We start from the raw sequence: 19,570 nt of genomic DNA, 5'->3' as shown, positions 1-19,570 counted from the left end.
GACCCCCGCGCCCCGCGGCGGCCCCCCCCCCCCCCGCCCCCGGGCCGGGGTGTGCAGCGGCATCACCGGGATCCCGGCCGCCGCGTAGCGCAGTGCGGCGGCGAGCAGGCCGGATGGCGGCTGCGGTCGCGGATCCTGCGGTGGCGTTACGGAGAGGGCCGCCATCAGTGACCTCCCGCCCGCACTGCTGTTGGCCGCTCGGATGGGACGCAACCGGTTGTCGCCGGCGGTGCCGGTACGCGCGACGCCGGTAGCGGCCGGGTGAGGGCGGTGCTGATGGACGCGGTGGGGTAGCCGCTGGTCGCGGCAGCACCGCCGTGGGCAGGCGACGGCGCCGTACCGGGATCACAGATGCCAGGGCTGGGTGCGCCGCGTAGACGATGCAACATGGGAACTCCTCACAGGATGCGGACGCGCGCCACCGTGCCGGCACAGGCGGCAGGTGGCGCGACGTCGGTTCGGATGCCGCCAGCGCAGGCGGGCGGCGGTGCCGATAGACGGTGCGAGCCGGCGACGGTGACGGTCGGGGCACGTCGGCTCGGTCCGCGGTGACCGTCGCGCGTGCCCGGCACGCCGGTGTGCGGTGCGGGTTGCCCGCCGGCCGGGCGGATCAGCGAGAGGTGCAGGTCTGCTCCGCCGGCGTCGGCGGCCGGCACGGTTCATGAGGCCGGCGGCCGGGTCAGGAGCCGGGCCGACAGCCGCGCGTGCAGGATCCGGCCGACGAGGTCGGTCAGGACGTTGGTAGCTGCGGCCTGCCGGGCACGGTGCAAGGCTGCCTCGGCCAGGGCGGTTTCGCCGCGCCGCCAGGCGCACCAGGCGGCGAGGCCGGCCGGCCCGGCGAGGTGGCTGTCGGGTGCTCGGCGGGTCAGGTCCAGCCACAGGTCGCGCTGCCACATGCAGCCGCACACCGAGCGGCGTGCCATCGCCAGCAGATCCGGGTCGGTCAGGGCGATGACGAACTCGGCGGCTTGCTCACCGGTGAGCCGGTGGCCGTTGCTGGCTTGCGCGAGGGAGAACGTGACGTGCCCGGCATCGGGCCGGAACCCGGCCGGCACGGCGGTCAGCGCCGCGTTGATCTCGGCCCGTCCGGCGGGATCGGCGGCGACGAGCCGGTGCAGGTCGGTGCGCGACGGCAGCGCGACGCGCCCGGCGACCGACAGCTGCGCGGCCGATGCCGTGGTCGTCGGGTCGACCTCGATGCCGGCGGTGGCGGGGCAGGTACAGCCGGGCAGCAGGCACACGCACCGGTTGCCGGTGACCAGAAACAGGCCGTGCACGGCCCGGAGCAGGTCGAAGACCTCACCGGCGGCCGTGACGGCGGACCGGGCGGTTTCGGAGCCGTAGCCGATCAGCACGATGCCTGCGGCCTGGCTGGCGGGGATGTGCAGAGCGAGGTGGGCGAGCCGGGCCGGGGACGGCTGGGTCAGCGGTACCGAGGTGCTCGTGATGACGCGGCGGCGACCGTCGAGGTAGAGCGCGACGATCTCGTTGTCGGGGTGGTAGCCGAGCAGGTAGGGCACCGCGCCGACGATGTCGGCCGGGGAGGCGAACCTCAGCGGTGTCGTGGGTCGGGTCATGGTTGTCGAACCTTTCCGGTGAAGCTGCGGAAGGGGGTGAGGTGCCGGTCCGGTGGTGGGCGGTGGATGACGGAGGTGACCAGCCGTCTGGTTGACGCTGATGCCAGCCGTCACGGACCGGGGACCGCGGCCAGGGCAATGGCAGGGCCGGGACGCTTACCGCACGACAGGTGATGGCCGACTGTGCCCCCGGTCGGCGGCGAGTTGTCTGCAGTGGGAAGCGTCAGCTGCTGGGCTTGCCGTCGAGGCGACGCTCGGCCTGGCTGAGCCGGGTTCGTAGGTCGCGTTCTTTGTCGTCGATGGCGGCGCTCTCGAGCGCTTCGTAGTGCACGCTCGCGTCGCCGAGCTCGATCGGGGGCAGTCCGGCGGCTTTCCACATCCGGGCGTACAGGCCGGCGGCGCTGGTGTTCAGCGGGATCCGCTGGCTGACCTCGCACAGGGCGACGCAGCATTCGGCGGCGGTGCCGGGCCGGGTGTCGGCGTCAGCGGCGACGCGTTCGAGTAGTTCCCGGCAGTGTGAGCGGTACACCAGTTCGTTGCGGGTCAGCAGATCGCTGGTCGGGACCAGGAGCTTGAAGCTGCGCCAGATCCGGTCGGCGGCATTCGGGTGCCGGACCTGGGCGTCAGTTATCTCCTGCTCGGCGATCTCCATGGCGCCGAAGATCGGCATCAGGGAGTTGCGGGTGTCGGTGATCAGGGCGGCGAGGTCCGCGCTTCGCGCACTCCGGTCCACGGCGGGCTCCTTTTGAAATGGGCAGGGACCGTGTCTCCGGCGCCGGCCGGGCACGTCGTCGAGGCCGGAGGCGGACGAGCAGGTCCTTGCGGAGGGCACAAAAAGGCCCGGCCCTGCGCGGGGCAGGACCGGGCTGTTGGCGATCGAGCGCCGGTGTCGAGACGGGGTCAGCGGTCGGTGGTGTCGGTACTCAGGGCCCGGAAGTCGTCGTCATCGGGCAGCGCCGCGTCACTGAACGGGATGGTCGTGACATTCGCGCCGAAGAGGCGTTTGACCAGGCGTCGGGCGGGTTGCCAGTCCGCGGTCCAGTCGCCTTCGCTGGCGATCAGGAACGCCTCGGGCAGCAGCAGGTGGCAGCGCAGCAAGGTGGCGGTGACAGCGAGGTCATAAGGCTGGCCGTCGGTTTTGCAGAACCACCATTGCCGGGTCGTGGTGCCGGGGGCGGCGAGCACGAACGCCTCGCCGTGCTCGCCGGGGCCACCGTTGTAGGCGATCCCGTCGGCCGTGCTGAGCAGCGGGACACCGGTCGTGTCGGGTCCGGCGATCGGGATGCGTTTACTGAGTTGGGCGATGATGTGGTTGCTGTCCTGCACGATGGCTGGCCACGCCGTCGCGTAGGCGGGGCTGTCCGGCTGGTATCGCCAGCAGTGGGTGTAGCCCATGGTGATGTCTCCGGTGGTCGAACGGTGCCGCGGGTTCAGCGCCGGGTGATGCGGCGTCGGCGGGCACCTCGGCCGGTCGGGGCCGGGGCACGAGGCCGCTGCCGGGCGGCGGTCAAGGCGGCCGATGGCGCGGGCCGCGGCAGGCGGCCCGCGCCGAGCGGGTCGAGCCACAGGTCAGTCGTCGAGCGCGACGTCGTAGCGGTGGCTCTCCTGCGGGTACGCGGTGATCGAGTCCATGGCGTCGATGCGCTGCTCGGCCTGGCGGACCAGGTCTTCCGCGAGGTCGCGGGCGTGTTCTTCGCTGGTCGCGGTCACGTCGAGGCGCAGCTCGACCATGGTGGTGACGGTGTAGTCGCGTTCGCGTAGCGGCAGTTCGATGTGCAGGTTGATGTTGAGCTTGTCGACGAACTCGTCGTAGACCTCGCACCAGTCGCGGTCGTCGGCTTCGGCGATGAGTTTCTCGCCGATCAGCGCGATGTCGTCGTGGTGCCGCTGCTCGGCGGTGACGGCCCGCAGCCTGGCGCTCTCCGCCCGCTGTCGCAGGAGTTCAGCCTGTTCGCGGGCTGCGGCCAACTCGGTGCGCAGTTGCTGTTCGCGTTGAATGGTTATTGCGCTGGTCGCGGTGATCATGAGTGTCATGACGGTGATGGGCCTTTCTCGCAAGGGGTTGGCGCCAGCCAGGTAGCCGGCGGCGGGGATGTGGTCAGGGCTGGGTGATCCAGGTGCCGGGGCGCGGCCCGTCGAGGGCGGCGTCGGACTCGTGCTCGTGGTCGAGCACCACGGCGCCGGGCTTGTCGGGTTGCCACAGCAGGACGCCGCCGGTTGTGGTGGCGACGGCCTGGCATCCACCGGCGGCGATGCAGCGGGTCGGTGAAGGGCGGTAAGTGATGCGGTGCTGGTCCCCGTCGCCGGTGGTGACGAGCAGTGACAGGGGCCCGTCGGCGTGCAGCACCACGCGGGTATCTGCCGGTGCGCTCAGCAGGCGGGTGAGCTGTTCGTTCCAGGTATCGGCAGCAGCGACGAAGGACAGATCGAGGCCGCCGTAGGCGTAGGCGAGCTCGGCGAGGTGCCGCCCGCACGCCGCGATGGTGTCGGCGGCTTCCGGGGTGACCTCGACATAGGTGGAGGACGCCGGCTGCCCTGGTGGGCTGAGGTCGGGCGTGATCGCGTTGGGGTCGTCGTAGGCGCTGGGCATCAGGGCGGCGAAGTCCATCTCGACGGTGGTGGTGGGGCCCCAGGCGGCGGCGCGGCTGGTGAGCGCGAGGCAGATCGCGGTCCACTGGCTGATCGGGATGGCGTACTGGCCGCGTTCGAACCCCGGCTCGGATTCGTGGTCGGTGTAGGTGTCGCCGACGTCGGCCAGCAGGGCGGTGAAGACGGCGGCGACGACGGTGTTGAGCAGTTCGCGTGGGCCGGGCACGTCGGCGTGCAGGTGCTGGCGGACGGTGTCGACTTCGGTGTCGGACAGCGGCCGTCGTACGCGGTAGCTGGCGCTCGGCGCCGCGGTGAAGCGGACGGGCATGGACTGAAATCCCTTCGGACACAAAAAGCGCCGCCCCCGGGGACGTGGCATGTCTCGGAGGCGGCGCGCGAACAATGGGCTGTTGGATCGATGGGTCAGCCGGTGGGACGGCGGAACACGGCGAGCCGGCCGTCGGTCAGAGTGATGCTGCGGACGTCGTCGGCGAACAGGTCCGCGGCGTAGCGGTGCAGGTCGAACAGGTGCAGCGGGATCCCCGCGGCGTCGAGGATGTGACGCCAGCCGCGCCGGTCGCGTTCGGCTTCGGCGAACGCCCGCCGGTACGGATACAGCCCGAGGTAGCAGGCCGTGAATGCTTCTTCGATTTCGGTCGCGTCCGGTCGGCTGCGGGGCGCGCCTTCGGCATCGAGCCAGTCGCCGATCACCGACGCCGCCAGCGTGTGCTCGGCGGCCAGTCGCTCGATCGTGCACAGCACCGGCACCGTCAGCGGATGGCTGCCGCGCTGGTAGGCGCCGTAGCCGAACGCGTCGACAACCAGCGCATCGTCACCGCTGGTGCGGGTCAGCGCGGCCAGATGCGCCCGGCTCGCGTCCAGGTCGGGGCTGAGGCTGGTCCACCAGGTCAGCGTCGGATCAGTCGGGTTGGCGACCAGCACCCGCGTGGTCTGCTCCCGGACGTCCGGCTCAGCACCGGGGCCACGGCCTTCGCGCTGGTCCCGGAGCCGGGCCAGTTGCCCGATCGCCCGGCGGGTCAGCTGCGACAGCGCCGCCACCGCTTTGCCCTGATGCTCGAGTTGGTAGGCGGTGAGCTGCGCGGCGGGGGTGACGACCTGGGCGTGGTAGGTCAGCCACGCGATCGGGGTGTGATCGCTGCAGACCACGTAGCAGATGCTGTCGCCGGTGACCGCCAGGTCCGGCGGCCGGTAGAGGTTGTCGTGCAGGACCTGCGCGGCGTGCGGGGTCAGGGTTCCGGCCGGCAGGTGCGGGACGTGGCCGATCAGGCTGTGGCCGACCAGCCGGCCGGCGTTGACCGGGCCGAGTGCGCGGATCAGCCGCCACGCCTGCTCCTGGGTGCAGACAGTCATGAGGGGTTCTCCTGCCAAGTGTGAAGGGGCGTCACGCCGTGCCGCTCGAGGCCGGTGAGATCGGTGGCCAGGGCGGCCAGGTCGCGGATCACGCCGCGAGCGCCCACTGCGAGGCCCGGAACGTCGGGGTCTGACCGCTGACGGTCTCGACCAGTGCGGCGATCAGGTCCCGGGCCGCGGGCGGGGTGACGGCGTTGCCGGCTTGGCGGACCCGTTCGCGGCGGGTGCCGAGGATGACGTAGCTGTTGTCGAACGCCATCCCGGCCTGGATCTCGTGCGGCTCCAGCATCCGGAACAGGCAGTCCTCCACGTTGATCTGCGTGCCGAGCAGCGCGTACCGGTCGACGGTGGACAGCGCCCCCATCGGCTCGGCCACGGTGCGGGCCCGGCCGGTCGAGTAGTACGGGACCAGCAACTGCGGCCAGGTGAGCAGGCCGTGATGGTTACCGGCCGCGGTGACGGTCGGCAGCGGGTCGCTTCCGGCCGGGCGGGCGATGCCGTGGTTGCGCATCGGCACCACGAGGGCGTCCTGGTGGCGGCCGGTCTGTGCCCGCAGCGGTTGGTCGACCGGGCGCACGTGCGCGACGGTGGCGCGGCCTTCCAGCGCGACGACCAGCGGCGGCACGGTGACCGCGTCGTTCTCCCTGGTGGTGCGGGCCGGCATCGGCACGTCCAGCGGTAGCGCGTCGGTGCGCCAGGTCCCGCCGACCGGCACCATCAGCGGCCGGGCGTAGCGCTGGTAGCCGTCGGTGATGCGCTGCATCGTCTTGTCCGCCAGGGGTTCCTTGCGGTCGCCGATGCGGGTGCCGAGCACGGCCCAGTCGATCGCGACCGCCGCGGGCAGGACCTGCGGGTAGACGCGGTTGCCGCGGCAGTCGCCGTTCGGGCAGCGCCACACGTACTGCCCGTGCGTGCCGTAGCGGCCGAACTGCCGACCGGGGTCCTTCCACGCCTGGACCGGTTTCTGGGTGATGCCGCACCGGTCGCAGGTCGCGTCCGGGCGCGTCCACCGGCGCAGGTCCGGGCAGCGGCCGATGCTGGCCCGGTGCCCGACGGTGTACCAGCGGTCCCTCGACTGGCAGGCCCCGTCGCCACCGCCTTGGGCGAACATCGAGTTCAGGTAGACGGTGTGCAGGCAGTAGCCCAGATCTTGCAGGGCGATGCGCCACGCCCGGTAGGGCAGCCATTTGACGACCTCGACGACGTTCTCGACAACAAACCCGAGATACGGGTGCCCGGCGAGCAGTTTCGCCTCCAGGAACCGGGCGACGTCCCACATGGTCGCCCGGGAGCGTTCGGCGGCCTCGTCAGGCAACGTCTGCTGGAACAGGTCCGGGATCTTGTCGGCGTCGCGAACACCTTTGGCCTGCGAATGGTTGGTGCACTCCGGCGACGCCCACAGGAAGTCGGTGTGCGGATAGCGGCGCGGGTCGACCTGGGAGATGTCGGCGCAGTCATGCCCGGCGTGCGGGAGGTTGTGCTGGTGGGTGTCGACCGCGCGTTGCCAGTGGTTGGCGGCGATGACGCAGCGGATGCCGCAGACGAGCTCGGCGCCGAAGCTGCTGCCGCCGGCGCCGCAGAACAGATCGGTGAGGGTGAAGGTCACCGGAGGTCCTCCGAAACGACAAACGGCGCGAGCCCCGTAGCGGGGCTCGCGCCGTGCGGTGGATGGCTGCGATATCGAGGTCAGGCGAAAGCGGGTTCGACGCTCACCTCTCCCCCGCCCTGGCTCGCGTCCTCGCCCTCGCTCGCGTCCTCGCCCTCGCTCGCGTCCTCGTGCTCGTCGCCGTCCGGCCGCTGACCATCAGGCTGCTCGTCGAGCGGGGTGTCCACGGTGTCGTCGGCCCGGGTGCCGGCATCGTCGGCCGGGTCATCCGCCTCGCGGTGCTCTCTCGCGTGGTCCTGCGCCTCGTCGTTCTGCGTCTCGCGGTTCTCCGCCTCGTCGTCCTCGCCGGGATCAGCAGCGGTGAGCTTGGCCGTGAGGAGGTCGTAGTGGGCCATCTCCGCGTCGGTGAGCGGGTACGGCTCGTCGACGGTCATCAGCAGGTTGTAGAAGGCGAGCCCGCGACGGTCGTCGAAGCTCCAGGGATACTCGCCGGCGGCGAGCTCCAGGTTGGATTCCAGAGCGCACAGCCAGCGGGCGACGAGGCTGCGGCGCAGCTTGTCCTCGCCGGCGGTGAGCAGCGCGTCGAGGTCGGCGCCACCCAGCGCCGTGTAGAGGTCGGTGAGGTCGTCGCTGTATGCGAGGTCCTGGCCGATGAGGTTGGCGCGCAGGGCCGCCACGTACAGGCTGCGGGCGGCCTTCGCGGTGCCCCAGGTGGCCCGGATGAATTCGCGGCGCACCTGGGCCGCCTGGCGCAGCTGCTCGCGGGTCTCGGCCTGCGCCTGTTCCTGCGCTTCCTTCTCGGCGGCCTTCTCTGGGGTCATCCACGAGTAGCGGGAAGACTGCGCCCGCTGGTAGCCGTACTTGTCGGGGTCGACGCAGTAGACGACCGTCTTCGCGGTGGTGCCGTCGCGTTCGATGAACGCGGCCATCCCGGGCATCGTCTTGACCTGCTTAGGGTCGAGCGGCTGGCCGTCGGCGTCGGTCAGCTGCCGCACGTCGACCTCGGTGCTGTCGTAGCCGAACTTCTTCGGCCGGCTGGTGACCTTCACACCGTCGATGACCAGGTTCGCCCGGGCCAGGTCCTTGGCCGCGGTGTAGATCCGGCTGGCGCGGGCGCTGGTCAGGGCCTGCTGGAACCGCCACTTGTTGCCGATCTCGCCGACCAGCTTCTCGTAGACGCGGGGGGTTTCCTCGAACTCGGCGAGCGCCGCGGCTTCGTCGAAGCTGAGCGCCTTGGCGTCGAGGGCCTGCTTGGCGGCCTCCGGCAGCTCGCGGATCTGCAGGGTCTTGCGGACCTGCGTGGCCGGGATCGCGCGTACCTGGGCGATCTGCTGCTCGTTCCAGCCTTCCAGGGTCAGCTGGTGGAAGCTCTCCGCCTCCTCGGTGGGGGTCAGACCGGCGCGGTGGCTGTTCTCCAGCAGCTGCGCCAGGATCTGGTACACGGAGCCGTGGTCGTCGACGACCCAGCACGGCACGTGCGGCAGCCCGACGGTGATGGCGGCGTACTTCCGCCGGTGCCCCATCAGCAGCATGTACTCGTAGGTGATCGTGGTCTTCGTGTCCTGGTCGGTGACGGTGACCGGCGGGTCGAGCGGAACGACGACCAGCGGCTCGAGAACACCGACGATGGGCATCGACGAGATCAGATCGGTCAGGTCCCGCAGCCGCTTCGCCGAGTTGCGGGGATTGTCCATCAACAGGCGCGGGTCGAGCCGTTCCATGCGCATCGACGGCGGGGCCGTCACGGCAGCCAACGGCGCCACAACCTCGTCCTCGTCGAGGATTTCGGCGTCGACGACCTCGGTGGTCGACAGTTCCAGGTCGGTGCCGGTCGCGGTGACGTCGCGGTCGACGTTCTGCGTCGGGGGTTCGAGAGTGGTGGTCACGACAGTTACTCCTTAAAGCAGGAAACAGGCGGAAAACGCCTCCGTGCCGCCCTGAGGGCTGGGCCCGTGGGCGGCGCTGGCCCGGTCCGCCCGGCCGGCCGATCGGCGCGGGCCCGCCGAAGACCCGCCCGGCTGCATCGACTGGGCGTCTCGGTAGCGGGTGTGCAGCCCGGGTGGGTCTTGGCGGGACGAGCCGCGGTCGGCCAGGATCCGGCGGCCAGCACCGCCCGGGACCCGCCCAGCAGGCCCGGGCAGGTAAAGACCCGAAAAGATCAGATAAGCGCCGGTCAGGCGCTGATCGCCGCAACAGCAGCCCAGTGCTGGTAGGCCAGGTCGAGGGCTTGCCGGTACCGGTCGCCGGTGTTGGCGCAGTCCAGGCACAACCCGACCGTCGGGCCGGACATCTCGTACTCGTCCGCCCGCAGGCTGAATCCGGCGCTGAAGGCGCCCAGCGGGCCGCGGGGATCGTTCTGCCGATCGTCGAAGCCCCACAACAGCCAGCCGCACAGCACGCACCGGCCGTGGTAGCGCAGCACGCGGCCGTCGTGCCATCCCCCGCGGATCACCTGCGCCGGGGTATCGAGCACCGCGGCCCCGGTCAGCCGCGGCACGTGCACCGGCACCGGTTCCCGGATTGGATTGGGTGCCAGCAGATACTCCGGGCCGGCCGTGCCGACCGGTTTGGTCATCCGCGCCACCCGCGCCGCTACCTGCACGCCGGCCGACGCGAATGCGTCGGCGGCAAGCGGCCGGTGGGTGCCGTGATGCTCCACGAACGCGCGCGCGTCGGCCTGGATACCGTTGCTGCGAAACGCGAACCCTTCGGGGACGACAGCGACCAGCCGGCCGCCGGGACGCAGCAGATGCCACGCCGCGCGCAGGTGGTCCAGCCACACGTCGGCCTGCCCGGCCACCGCGAACGGCGGATTCATCACCACCGCGTCGAATAACGTTCCCGCGCGGGCGGCGCCGGCGGCGTACTGCTCGAACGTCGTGACATGCACCGCGACGTCCCCGCCGGCTCCGGCGTTGCGGTCGGCGCACGCCTGTGCCCGCACCGGATGCGGCTCGACCGCGGTCACCGTCACCCGCGGGTTGGCCCGCAGGATCGCCGCGACCAGCGAACCGTCGCCGGCGGACGGCTCGAGCACGCGCGCCCCGGCAGGCAGCCAGCACAGGTCGTGGTCCGGCCACGTACACAACGCGTCGGCGAGTTGGTCCGGGGTGCGCACGTAGCCGGCCCGGTCGCGAACCGGCAGCGGTGTCTTGCCGCTGCGCAGGGCTTCGGCGTGCAACTCACGGGCCACGGCGTCAGACGCGGCGATGCCATCCGTCGCCAAGACATCGCGGCGAAGCGAATCTGGTATGGACATATCGGACTCCTTTGGGCAAGAAAAATGGCCGCCCGCCGCGCGGAGCGCCGAAGTGGCTCAGCACGGCGAACAGCCGATGGAGAAGAACGGGGCAGCTCGTGGTGGTTACGTGACGTCGCCGAGTCGCGCAGCGCCACCGTGCACCGGCGCGCGAAACCCAGGCGGCGCCCAGAACCCGGGCGCCGGTGTCGGGCCGGATGATCGGGCTATGCGCCGTCGCGGTACGTGCGTAGCCGGGCAGCGAACGCGGGCACGATCGTCGAGTAGTTCCAGCTGACGCTGTGACCGGTGTGCTCGGGGTCGAGGCCGAGATCGGTGGCGGTGTCCCACCACAGCTGCTGGCACAGCGCGTCACCGAGGACGTCGAACAGCTGGCGGGTGTGGTCGTCGAGCAGGCCGCGCACGTCCGCGGCCACCGTCTGCTGCCAGCTCGCGTGGATGTCGTCGTCTTCCAGCGCGCTGTGATCGTCGTCGTCCAGCAGCGGATGGCCGGCCAAGGCCACCATCTGGTCGACGGCGGCCGGGGGTAGGTCGGCGACGAACGCGCCCAGCGTGGTGACGTCGTTGTGGACGGTGTTGGTCCAGGCGTGCGGGAAACGGCGGTGCGCGACGCGGAAGTTGCTGCGCTGGGCGCTGCTGGACTGCCCGGCCGTGTCGTCACCGCGCGCTACCTGCCCGAAGGACACGTACGGTGCGTCCGTGCCGCTTCTGCGCTGGTCGCTGACCTGCCACCCGTCAACGACCCGCATTTGGTGGGTGATGTCGGGGTCGGCGTAGCCGATTCGGTAGCCCGCGCCGGCGAGCCGGCCCAGCGTCACCGTCGCGGTCGGCGCCAGCCGTGCGGTCAGCCAGGCCCGGCCGGTCGCGACGTTGACGACACGACAGGCGCCGAGGCGGTCGGCGCCCCGCGTACGCATCTGCCCGTCGGTGAGCACCACCAGGTTCTCGTGGCGGCGCAACCGTTGCCGGCCCGCGATGGGCAGCAGGTCGGCGCCGAGTAGCACCAGCGGGGAACGGCCCCAGCGCAGCTTCACCGGACCGTGGAAGTCCTCGTGCGTGTCGAGCCAGACGCCGGCCTGCCGGGCGTAGCGGCGGGCCTGGTGACGGATCCCGAGGTCGGCGGTGATGAGCAGAACCACCGCTACCACCGGTTCCCGCGCTCGGGCGAACCGGTCGGCCGAACACGGCTACGCAGGTCGGCCAGCGCGCTGACCTCGGCACGGCTCAGCGGCCACGGCAGGCTTTCCGGATCGATCCGCGCGGTGACCAGCGCGGCGACAATGAGCGCGAGGGTGGCGGGTGAACCGGAAGCAACGGCACGGTCGAGCGCTGCTCGGGCGAGCAGTTCGTGACCGGTCCGCCACGCCCACCACGCGGCGAGCGCGGCCACCACACTGACGTGGTGGTCCGGAACCCGGCGGGTCAGGTCGAACCACAACTGCCGCTGCCACGGCAGATCGTCCGTGGCCCGCCACACCTGCTCGCGAAGCTCCCGCCGGCGCAGGGCGACGACGAGCGCCGCGACCTGGGCATCGCTGAGTCGTTTCCCCTGCTCGCCCAGCCACAACGCATCGTCAACAGCGGCCTGGGCATCGATGCGGTGACCGGCAGCCAGCAAATCCTGAATGCGGGCCTGCGCGACCGAATCGGGGGCAAGCTCAGCGACCAATTCCTCACGCGATCCGGCGGCGACCAGACCGCGGGCGGTCAGGCGTGCCGCCGACACGGTCGCCCGCGCGTCGAACGCCACACCGTGACGTGCCAGGCAATCGCAGCCGTCCCACACGCAGCGGTACTCGCCATCAGCGACCCACAACCCGCCCTTGACCACGATGTCACGGCGCACGACGCGGATCAGCGTGTTGAGCCGGTCCGCATCCGGGACCGGCCCGTAGCCCAGCAACACCACACCGGCAGTCTGAGGGCCGAACGCTTCCCCCAGCCTGCGGGCCAGTTCGTCGATCGGGTGGTCCAGGTCGGCGCGGGCCGCCGCGAGGACCAGGTGGTCAGCATCGAGCAGGAGCGCGACGAACGAGTTGTCGGGACGGAAGCCCAGCAGGTAGGGCACGGCGCCCAGCAGATCGCTGGCACTCCGGATACCGCAACGCCTTTGGTGGTGGTTCACAGGATGGTCCCTTCGCGACGTGGTCGCGCCGCCGCGGATGCGGCGGCACCGTCATCGCGACGTGGTGAACAACATCAACGCCCGGGGCGACCCGGGCGGCTGGTTGGCACCGGGCCGCGCTGACCCCGGTCGCGGACCGGCCGTGGCGCCGAAGCGGGCGGGCAAGGGATCCGGCCTGGCTCCGGCACCAGCGGCTACCGGCACGACCCCGCAGCAGGTGTGACGGTGCTGGAGCGGGGACGGCACGCCCTTGCCGCCGCTCGGCGTGGCCGGTACAAGCGGTTCGGGGCAGCGCGCCCCGGGTGCTGCCGCCCGTCGGGTCAGGCGGGCGGTACCAGTGGGCCGTCCATAATGCGAGGGGAATCTGGTTTCAGGCCGGACGGGGCTCATCTTGGCCGGGACGCGCTGGGACGGGCTGGGCAGTGCCGGGCAGATAGAAGGCGATGGCGGTGTCGATCGCGTCCTGGTCCGGACGTTCGGTGCCGCGCAAGTCGCCGATGGTCCACGCCGTCTGCAGGATGCCGGCGTAGCCGGTCAACCCGATCGCGCCGGTGTCCACCATCCGGGTCAGGCCGGCGACGGTACGGCGCGGCAGCCCGTGGCGGCCGGTGAGGGTCGTGAGCGGTAGGTCGGCGTTGACCCGGTAGCCGTCGCCACGTAGGCGATCCGCGGCGATCGTGCGTGCCCGCGCGACGCGGACGGCGGCCTGCGCGGAGGATTCACCGACCGCGCAGGCGTCGCGGCCGGGTGCCGTGAGCTGCAGGCTGATCGCCGGCCGGGTTCCGAGTCCGGCCAGCCGTGCCTGGTAGCGGCGCTGCGCGGGGGCCGTGCAGGTGCATGCTGACGGTGCGGTACAGGGGCATGGCTTCGACGTCGCGACCAGTTGGAACGGTGCCGGGTAGGTGACCATGCCGCGAGCGCGGGCAAGGACCACGCGTCCCGCCTCCCGTGGCCGGCGCAGCCCGGCCAGGAACAGGCCGCGGCATCGACGATTTGACGATCATTCGAGTCTCTCCGTTGTGTTGATGAGCCACCCCGGGCTGGGGCCGGGCTATGCAGGCCGGGCCGACGGTCGGTGCGATGGGCGCGGGAGGCCGCTCCGGGGTCTCCGCTGGCTGGGGTTGGTGGTTTCCGGCGGCGTCTACCAGTCGAAAGCCGCAAGCAGGTAGCTCTGGTCGGCGTCGCGGTCGAACAGCACGTAGGCGCAGTCGTGCTCGCGGGCCAGCTTCATGATCGGTAGCAGTTCGGCTGGCCAGTCGTTGGCGTGGGCGAGGCCGGTTGCGTCCTGCGGGGCGTACATAAGCCAGCCGTAGGTCGTCTCGTACGCGATCACGCCGGGGTAGCTGTCGAGTTCGTCGCAGGTCTGCTGTTGCAGGTGCGCCGTCGACAGGTCCAGGAAGGTACGGATCGGCGGATCGGCGGGCCTACCGTGCCGCGCTGCGATACGCGTCAGCAGCTGACAAAGCCAGGCCAAAGCCTGCGCTGCTTGCCGAAGCCCTCGCTGCGGCCGGTTCACGAGCGCCGCCCCCGCCGGCCGAGGCAGCCTGAACATCTCATCAGCGTCCGGTCGACCGCGGGCAGGTCCCCACATCCGTCGCACAGCGGTGCGGGATCCCCGTAGGCCATCTCGCCGGCGTTGTTGACCTCGACCGACAGCGGCAGTGTCCGCTGGTCCAGGTCGTCGCGGATGTCCTCGACGTGCACGAACAGATCGCCACTACGGCCGCGGACGCTGACGTCGACCCCGTGCACGGTGACGACGACCTGTTCCAGCGTGTCATCCTCATCGAGCGGAAATGCCCGCAGGTCAAGCTGCCTGATCAGTGTGACGGCGGTGCGGAACGCGTCGTGGACAGCCTGGTGGTTGAGGGTGCCGGTCCGGGCTCGGTCGGCGGCCTGGCGCACCGTCGTGAGGGCCTCGGCGATGCTTCTGCTGGTGGGGGTCATGGTCTCTCCAGAGGGCTGGTCAGGGCTGGGTTTGAGGTGTGGTGGCGTTAATCTGGTGGCGGTGCCGGTCGTGGTGCACCGGACAGCGGGGTCCTGCGCAGCAGCGCCGTGCGCCAGCGCAGGGCGAAGCGGCGGCAGTTGCCGCAGTGGCCGCGATGGGTGCAGCCGGGCAGCGGTGGCTGGTGGCGGGCCGTTCGTGACCAGGCGAGGGAGTCGCTGGAGGTGATGCGGTCGGCGAACCGGGCAAGCCCGAGCGTTTTGACACCGTAGGTGTGCAGCCGGCGCAGGCCGTGCCGGTGCAGCCGGTCGACGATGGTCTCGGCCTCGGCGGTGCCCTGCCGGCGGCAGAGGGAGCCGACCGCAACCAGAGGCAGCGTGCGCAGGTCGACGCCGTAGCGGGCGTAGAGCTCGACGCAGTCGAGGTAATCGCCCGGTCGCCAGCCCTGGACGGCGGGCACGATCGGCAATCCCGGGTCGATCGTCGTGAGCTCGAGATAGTTGATGACGGTCAGGTACTGGTGGCGGCGTATGTCGAGGCCAGTGTGGGCGAGCATCGGTGGTTCGCACATCCAGTCCTGCGCGGACGCCCAGTCGAGGCCGCCGATCTCGTCGGCGTAGCGGCGGATCCGGGTGGCGTACTGGCGTGGGGTCGGCCCGTCGGCCCAGCTGCCGGAGCGGGTCAGCTGGCTGAAGCCGCCGGAGTCCAGCGCCCACCGGCACACCGCCCGGGGCAGCCGCCGGCGCTCGCGCAGGGTGGTGTCGGAGACGAACAGCGGCACCGGGCAGTCACTCAGCCAGGCGGGGCGGTGGGTGCCCAGGTAGAAGACCTCCACCTGCTCACCCCGTGAGCCCGCTGCCCGAGCTGGCGGTCAGGGCCGGTTCAAGACCGGCGGCCAGCGGCGGGAACGCACCGTTCACCGGTCAGCCCTCTGCGCGCGGAGGGTGCAGTAGGCGTCCGCGAAGCCGACGACGGTGTCGACGACCGTGGCGAGCAGGAACTCGACCGGTTCGACGGCAGGGTGCGCGAAGCTGGGTGCCGACATCGGGGCCGAGCAGAGCGTGAGCGTGTCGGCGAAGGTGACTAGCAACAGCAAGGCGCCGTCACGGTGCGGGCCGGCGGCGGTCGCCTCGAGACGCACATCGGTCACCGGTTCGTGCAGCCACAGCACACGATGGGTCACGAGCGCGGCGACCAGTTCGGCGGCGGCGGTGCCGAACGTCGAGGAGCGCGGATCACAGCGTTCCGCGAGTTCCGTCAGCCTGCGAGCGGGGCCTGCGGCGCTGCCTGAACCGGGGACGGTCATGAGCTGGTGCAGCAGGTCCGTGTCGGTCTCGATGACCGGTGCTGCGCCCGGCCGGTCGCGCAGCCGAGGACCGTGCCGATCCTCGGCGGCCGGGTAGGTCATGCCGGGCCGGTAGATCACCGCCTGCAAACCGTGGTGCCGCGCGTAGTGCAGGGCGATGTCCGCTGCCCGTAACGGCCGGTCGGACAGTGCGGCTGGCGGCAGTGACGCGCCGAAGACCGCGCTGAGCTCGACCTGACCGGCCGCGTCGGGAAGGTGCAGGGGCGTGGCGAGTGCTCGCTCGACTTCCGCGATCACAGCGGTTACGTCAGCAGCGGCGGCGATCGGTAGGAGCAGGGCGAATTCGTCGCCGCCGAGTCGGGCGGCCACTCCGGCGTGCCGGGCGGCGATCTGGTGGAGCCGTGCGGCGACCTGCCGCAGCAGTTCGTCGCCGGCGTGGTAGCCGTAGCGGTCGTTGACGCCTTTGAACCGGCGCACATCCAGCAACAGCACCGCCGGCGGTGCCACGCGGCGGGCGAGGGCGGCGGTCAGGCCTCGCCGATTCCCCAGCCCGGTGAGCTCGTCAGTGCGCGTCGCGGCGGTCAGGGCAGCAATGCGGCGGCGCAGCTGCACCAACGTGACCACGGCGGCGCCGATCTGCAGGACCTCCGATGCTGCCCACGCAGCGGCGGACAAAGACACGATGGACACCTCCAAAGCACAGGAAAAGGGGCTCACCTGGCGGTGAGCCCCTTCGGAATGGTCGGATGATTACGTGATCCTGCGGGTACAGCGTCGTCCGGGGAGATCACGGCCGGCGCTGAGCCGATCCGGCGGGTAGACGATGCCCCGCGGTGGGGTTCCGCCTGGGCTACGAGCCGCAGCAGACCAGCCTCACGCCACGGCGTGCCAGGACAGAATTACCGGGCGGCCGTGATCAGTTGGCTGTCTCGGCCGCAGGTTCCACGGCGAATTCCGCGTGGTGGTCGCTGGCCCACTCGTGCCAGTCGCCGCGGCGGCGCTGATCGCGGCGGCCGCGGCTCGCTGCCACGCCGCATATCGCAACAGCTCGTCCGGCCCGTACCGGTCGTCGACGATGGTGGCGCGAGCCAGGAAAGCGGCTTCATGGACGCTGGCGTTGTCCGGCCAGTCCGTCGTGCGCTGGGCGAGGGTGTATCGGGCCGATGCTTCCGCATCCTGCCAGCTCTCGGCGGTCCGGCCGCTGGACGAGGTCGTCCCGTCTGGCCGGATCGTGCGTTCGAGCCAGATCGGCCGTGGCTGTGGTCCCCATGCCAGGTCGAGTGCCAGCACGACGGTGTAGCCGCGAAACGACAGCACGACCGGCTCGCGATAGGACTCGAGAAACGTCTGCAGGCCGGCGGTGAGTGCGTCGGCCGCGGCTTTCTCAGTGGGTCCTTCGGCGCGCCAGCGCTCGGCTGCCTCCACCGTCCATCGCTGATGGCGGCCGGCGGGGCGGTACGCGGTTGCGGCAAGGGAGATCCTCACGCCGCGCCGGCGCACGACTTCATCCGAGGGCATTGAGTTCCTTCCTTCACGAAGCGGCTGCAGGAAAGCGGGCTGGCCGGACAGTTCCACGGTGTGGTGCCGGGACCGCGCCTCGCGGTGCTGCGGCGCTCGGGTACGGGCGGCCGGTGTACGCGATGACGGTCTTACACCGCTGCCGCGGCCCGCCAACTTTGATCAGGTATCGATGGTTGCCCGGGTGGCGGATCCGGGTGGCGCCGATTTCAGCCAGGGCGTGCTGCAGCCATGCCGCCGGGTGTCGGCCGGGATGTGGCGGCGTCGCGCCGAGCGCGAGGAGGCGGGCTGTCACGCCGCGTGCCCCGCGCTCACCGGCGGTCAGTTTCGCGGCAGCCCGGGCAGTGAGCACGGTGGCGTCCGGCAGCATGATCAGCGTGCGGGGCGTGGCGAGTCCGGTGTAGAGCGCTGAGCAGGCTTGATACAGCCCACCTATGTGCCCTGGTTTGACCAGAACCCGCCCGTGGGGAGTTTCCCGCCACCGGGGTACCGGATCGGCGAAGGCGACCACCCCGCGTACGCCGAACTCGGCGGCACGTCGCAAAGCCTGGGTGATCAGCCAGCTTTCACCGTTGGGTGCGACCGTATCGAGCAGGGTCACACGCGACAGCTCTAGGCTTTGCCGGTACGGTTCCAGCAGGGGAAATGGACCGGTCAGTACGGCGTGGTGCATCGGGACGCCGAGCACGATCAGCCCGCAGAGTCCACCGGTGTCGCGGTCGATCATGCCGTACCTCAGACGTGCTGCCGGCCACGATCGGGCGTAGTGGTGGGTCAGGCAGAACGCTTTCGCTTCCGCCTCGGGCAGGGCCGCCACCGCGTATCGACCCCGGTCGAAACCGCCGTCGCGGCGACGGATCCACCGCTGCCGGCCGGCGCGGGAACGCTGGCAGACCGCCGCCGTGTGCGGAAGGCCGCGATGAACGGCGGTCACGGCGTGGGCTCGGCGGGCGCATTTTGCATGCCGGGGTTGGCCTCGGTGTCGAGGCCGCTGAACGCGGCAACCGCCGCAGGGTTGCCGCGCTGCGCGGCGCCTTGCAGGGCGTCCAGGACCGCAGAGGGGCCAGTGACCAGTTGCGCGACGCCGTCGGCGATCAGCTGATGGCAGCCGGACCACAAACCACTGCGGACCGGCCCGGGGACCGCGCAGACCAGCCGTCCCGACTCGGTCGCGGCGCGCGCCGTCAGGATGCCGCGCGGCGTCGATGATGCCTCGATGACAACGGTGACCGCGCTGAGCATGCCCAGCAGCAGATTGCGGTAGTCCCACCGCCGTGAGGTGCGGTCACATCCCGGCGGGAACGGGCTGATCAGCGCTGACATGCTGGCCGCGCGGTCCGCCAGGTTCCGCAGGGTGAGGCCGGCAGGCTGGTCCAGACCCCCGGGGTGCACCAGCACCGGCGGTGTCGTGGAGTCGAATGCGGCCGCGGCTGCGGCGGCGTCGATGCCGGCCGACAGCCCGGTCACGACGGTCAGCCCCGCGTCGGCGAGGCCGAGCCCGATTTCGGCCGCGAGCATGCGTCCTTCGTCACTGGCCGCGCGGCTGCCCGTGACGGTCACGGACCGAATGAGGGCGGTATGCAGGTCGGGGTTGCCGCGTACCCACAGGCACGGCACCCGGCCGAGGTCGGCGTGCCCGGGCCAGCCCGTGTCGCCGCGGATCAGCAAGGCGATGCCCGCGTCGTCGGCCCGCTCTCGCAGTGAGCGCCCCAACGCCAGCAGCGCCGCCGCGCGTGCCCCGTCACCGGCCTTCAGGACTCGCATCCGGTAGCTACCCGGCGCTTCTCCTGGCCGATAGTGATGCAACATTGTCAGATCTGCCAGATGTTCCGGCAGGTGTTTGCCCAGGTAGTAGGACAAGGCCGCCAGCACGTCACGAACAGGGTCATCGTCGACGGTCATCGTGGACCTCCGAGTCTCGGACGAGGCCCGGCGGCCGCGCTGGTCGGGGCGCCGCCGGGGTGGACGGCACGATCCGGCCCACCCGGGGCCGAGCCCGGGGGCAAGCCCCGGCTCGCGGTGCTGCTGAGCGCGCAACTTCGACCTTTGCGGGCCCTGTCGGCAAGCAATGCCGGGCGGCTTGCCCCCTGGCCGGCCCGGGTGGGACCGTGCCCGGCCCTCTCCCGGGCGGTGCACAGACCGAGCACCCGGTGTGGCACTCGGGCCGACGGCAGGCCGGTCCGCCGCCTATTCGGGCGGCGCGCAGCCGGGCCGGCTGGTTGGGCTGGTCCGCTCGGGGACCGGTCCGGACCGCCGGTCACCTCAGTGTTCGTC

The 19,570-nt window shown here is 71.3% G+C and carries 20 protein-coding genes; all 20 read right to left on the bottom strand.

Annotation, left to right across the window (positions count from 1 at the left end):
- Positions 1-165, bottom strand: a 165-nt coding sequence (locus AB0E90_RS43945) for a hypothetical protein (protein WP_360418319.1), incomplete at its 3' end; no start/stop codon positions are given.
- Positions 166-659: 494 nt separating this feature from the next.
- Positions 660-1,577, bottom strand: a complete 918-nt coding sequence (locus AB0E90_RS43940; protein WP_360418294.1) for a DUF4192 domain-containing protein — start codon at positions 1,575-1,577, stop codon at positions 660-662.
- 223 nt (positions 1,578-1,800) lie between these two features.
- Complete coding sequence (locus AB0E90_RS43935) at positions 1,801-2,310, bottom strand: hypothetical protein (protein WP_360418293.1); 510 nt, start codon at positions 2,308-2,310, stop codon at positions 1,801-1,803.
- Between the two features lie 167 nt (positions 2,311-2,477).
- Positions 2,478-2,972 (bottom strand): hypothetical protein, encoded by a 495-nt coding sequence (locus AB0E90_RS43930; protein WP_360418292.1) that lies wholly within the window; start codon positions 2,970-2,972, stop codon positions 2,478-2,480.
- 174 nt (positions 2,973-3,146) lie between these two features.
- Complete coding sequence (locus AB0E90_RS43925) at positions 3,147-3,611, bottom strand: hypothetical protein (RefSeq protein ID WP_360418291.1); 465 nt, start codon at positions 3,609-3,611, stop codon at positions 3,147-3,149.
- Positions 3,612-3,675: 64 nt separating this feature from the next.
- A complete protein-coding gene (locus tag AB0E90_RS43920; protein WP_360418290.1) occupies positions 3,676-4,494 on the bottom strand; it encodes a hypothetical protein in 819 nt (272 codons plus the stop codon).
- A gap of 95 nt (positions 4,495-4,589) precedes the next feature.
- Complete coding sequence (locus tag AB0E90_RS43915; protein WP_360418289.1) at positions 4,590-5,537, bottom strand: hypothetical protein; 948 nt, start codon at positions 5,535-5,537, stop codon at positions 4,590-4,592.
- An 88-nt stretch (positions 5,538-5,625) separates the two neighbouring features.
- On the bottom strand, positions 5,626-7,143 hold the full coding sequence (locus AB0E90_RS43910) for a DNA cytosine methyltransferase (RefSeq protein ID WP_360418288.1): 1,518 nt from the start codon (positions 7,141-7,143) through the stop codon (positions 5,626-5,628).
- Positions 7,144-7,223: 80 nt separating this feature from the next.
- On the bottom strand, positions 7,224-9,029 hold the full coding sequence (locus AB0E90_RS43905) for a ParB N-terminal domain-containing protein (protein ID WP_360418287.1): 1,806 nt from the start codon (positions 9,027-9,029) through the stop codon (positions 7,224-7,226).
- 287 nt (positions 9,030-9,316) lie between these two features.
- Complete coding sequence (locus AB0E90_RS43900) at positions 9,317-10,402, bottom strand: methyltransferase (protein WP_360418286.1); 1,086 nt, start codon at positions 10,400-10,402, stop codon at positions 9,317-9,319.
- 206 nt (positions 10,403-10,608) lie between these two features.
- The gene (locus AB0E90_RS43895; RefSeq protein ID WP_360418285.1) at positions 10,609-11,541 is read right to left on the bottom strand and encodes a hypothetical protein; all 933 of its coding nucleotides are present in this window, start codon (positions 11,539-11,541) and stop codon (positions 10,609-10,611) included.
- Positions 11,542-11,543: 2 nt separating this feature from the next.
- A complete protein-coding gene (locus AB0E90_RS43890) occupies positions 11,544-12,527 on the bottom strand; it encodes a DUF4192 domain-containing protein (RefSeq protein ID WP_360418284.1) in 984 nt (327 codons plus the stop codon).
- Positions 12,528-12,897: 370 nt separating this feature from the next.
- Positions 12,898-13,488, bottom strand: a complete 591-nt coding sequence (locus AB0E90_RS43885) for an ATP-binding protein (RefSeq protein ID WP_360418318.1) — start codon at positions 13,486-13,488, stop codon at positions 12,898-12,900.
- Positions 13,489-13,668: 180 nt separating this feature from the next.
- Positions 13,669-14,001 (bottom strand): hypothetical protein, encoded by a 333-nt coding sequence (locus tag AB0E90_RS43880; protein ID WP_360418283.1) that lies wholly within the window; start codon positions 13,999-14,001, stop codon positions 13,669-13,671.
- A 38-nt stretch (positions 14,002-14,039) separates the two neighbouring features.
- Positions 14,040-14,474, bottom strand: a complete 435-nt coding sequence (locus AB0E90_RS43875) for a hypothetical protein (RefSeq protein WP_360418282.1) — start codon at positions 14,472-14,474, stop codon at positions 14,040-14,042.
- Between the two features lie 47 nt (positions 14,475-14,521).
- Positions 14,522-15,307 carry a hypothetical protein gene (locus AB0E90_RS43870; protein WP_360418281.1) on the bottom strand — a complete coding sequence of 262 codons (786 nt, stop codon included), beginning with the start codon at positions 15,305-15,307 and terminating at the stop codon, positions 14,522-14,524.
- 81 nt (positions 15,308-15,388) lie between these two features.
- A complete protein-coding gene (locus tag AB0E90_RS43865) occupies positions 15,389-16,459 on the bottom strand; it encodes a GGDEF domain-containing protein (protein ID WP_360418280.1) in 1,071 nt (356 codons plus the stop codon).
- A 192-nt stretch (positions 16,460-16,651) separates the two neighbouring features.
- Positions 16,652-17,296, bottom strand: a complete 645-nt coding sequence (locus tag AB0E90_RS43860) for a hypothetical protein (protein ID WP_360418279.1) — start codon at positions 17,294-17,296, stop codon at positions 16,652-16,654.
- Positions 17,297-17,309: 13 nt separating this feature from the next.
- Positions 17,310-18,113 carry a hypothetical protein gene (locus tag AB0E90_RS43855; RefSeq protein WP_360418278.1) on the bottom strand — a complete coding sequence of 268 codons (804 nt, stop codon included), beginning with the start codon at positions 18,111-18,113 and terminating at the stop codon, positions 17,310-17,312.
- A 113-nt stretch (positions 18,114-18,226) separates the two neighbouring features.
- Positions 18,227-19,198, bottom strand: a complete 972-nt coding sequence (locus AB0E90_RS43850; protein ID WP_360418277.1) for a DNA-processing protein DprA — start codon at positions 19,196-19,198, stop codon at positions 18,227-18,229.
- Positions 19,199-19,570 lie beyond the last annotated feature (372 nt).

Source organism: Actinoplanes sp. NPDC026619 (genome assembly GCF_040638295.1).
GTDB lineage: Bacteria > Actinomycetota > Actinomycetes > Mycobacteriales > Micromonosporaceae > Actinoplanes.
The sequence above is the reverse complement of the archived record's forward strand: the minus strand, read 5'-3'. Positions and strand labels throughout refer to the sequence as shown.

What these genes read in the sequence shown, in the direction of transcription:
- AB0E90_RS43940 (WP_360418294.1), bottom strand. Translation starts at nt 1,577, where the DNA reads ATGACCCGACCCACGACACCGCTGAGGTTCGCCTCCCCGGCCGACATC.
- AB0E90_RS43930 (WP_360418292.1), bottom strand. Translation starts at nt 2,972, where the DNA reads ATGGGCTACACCCACTGCTGGCGATACCAGCCGGACAGCCCCGCCTAC.
- AB0E90_RS43925 (WP_360418291.1), bottom strand. Translation starts at nt 3,611, where the DNA reads ATGACACTCATGATCACCGCGACCAGCGCAATAACCATTCAACGCGAA.
- AB0E90_RS43920 (WP_360418290.1), bottom strand. Translation starts at nt 4,494, where the DNA reads ATGCCCGTCCGCTTCACCGCGGCGCCGAGCGCCAGCTACCGCGTACGA.
- AB0E90_RS43915 (WP_360418289.1), bottom strand. Translation starts at nt 5,537, where the DNA reads ATGACTGTCTGCACCCAGGAGCAGGCGTGGCGGCTGATCCGCGCACTC.
- AB0E90_RS43900 (WP_360418286.1), bottom strand. Translation starts at nt 10,402, where the DNA reads ATGTCCATACCAGATTCGCTTCGCCGCGATGTCTTGGCGACGGATGGC.
- AB0E90_RS43875 (WP_360418282.1), bottom strand. Translation starts at nt 14,474, where the DNA reads ATGACCCCCACCAGCAGAAGCATCGCCGAGGCCCTCACGACGGTGCGC.
- AB0E90_RS43860 (WP_360418279.1), bottom strand. Translation starts at nt 17,296, where the DNA reads ATGCCCTCGGATGAAGTCGTGCGCCGGCGCGGCGTGAGGATCTCCCTT.
- AB0E90_RS43850 (WP_360418277.1), bottom strand. Translation starts at nt 19,198, where the DNA reads ATGACCGTCGACGATGACCCTGTTCGTGACGTGCTGGCGGCCTTGTCC.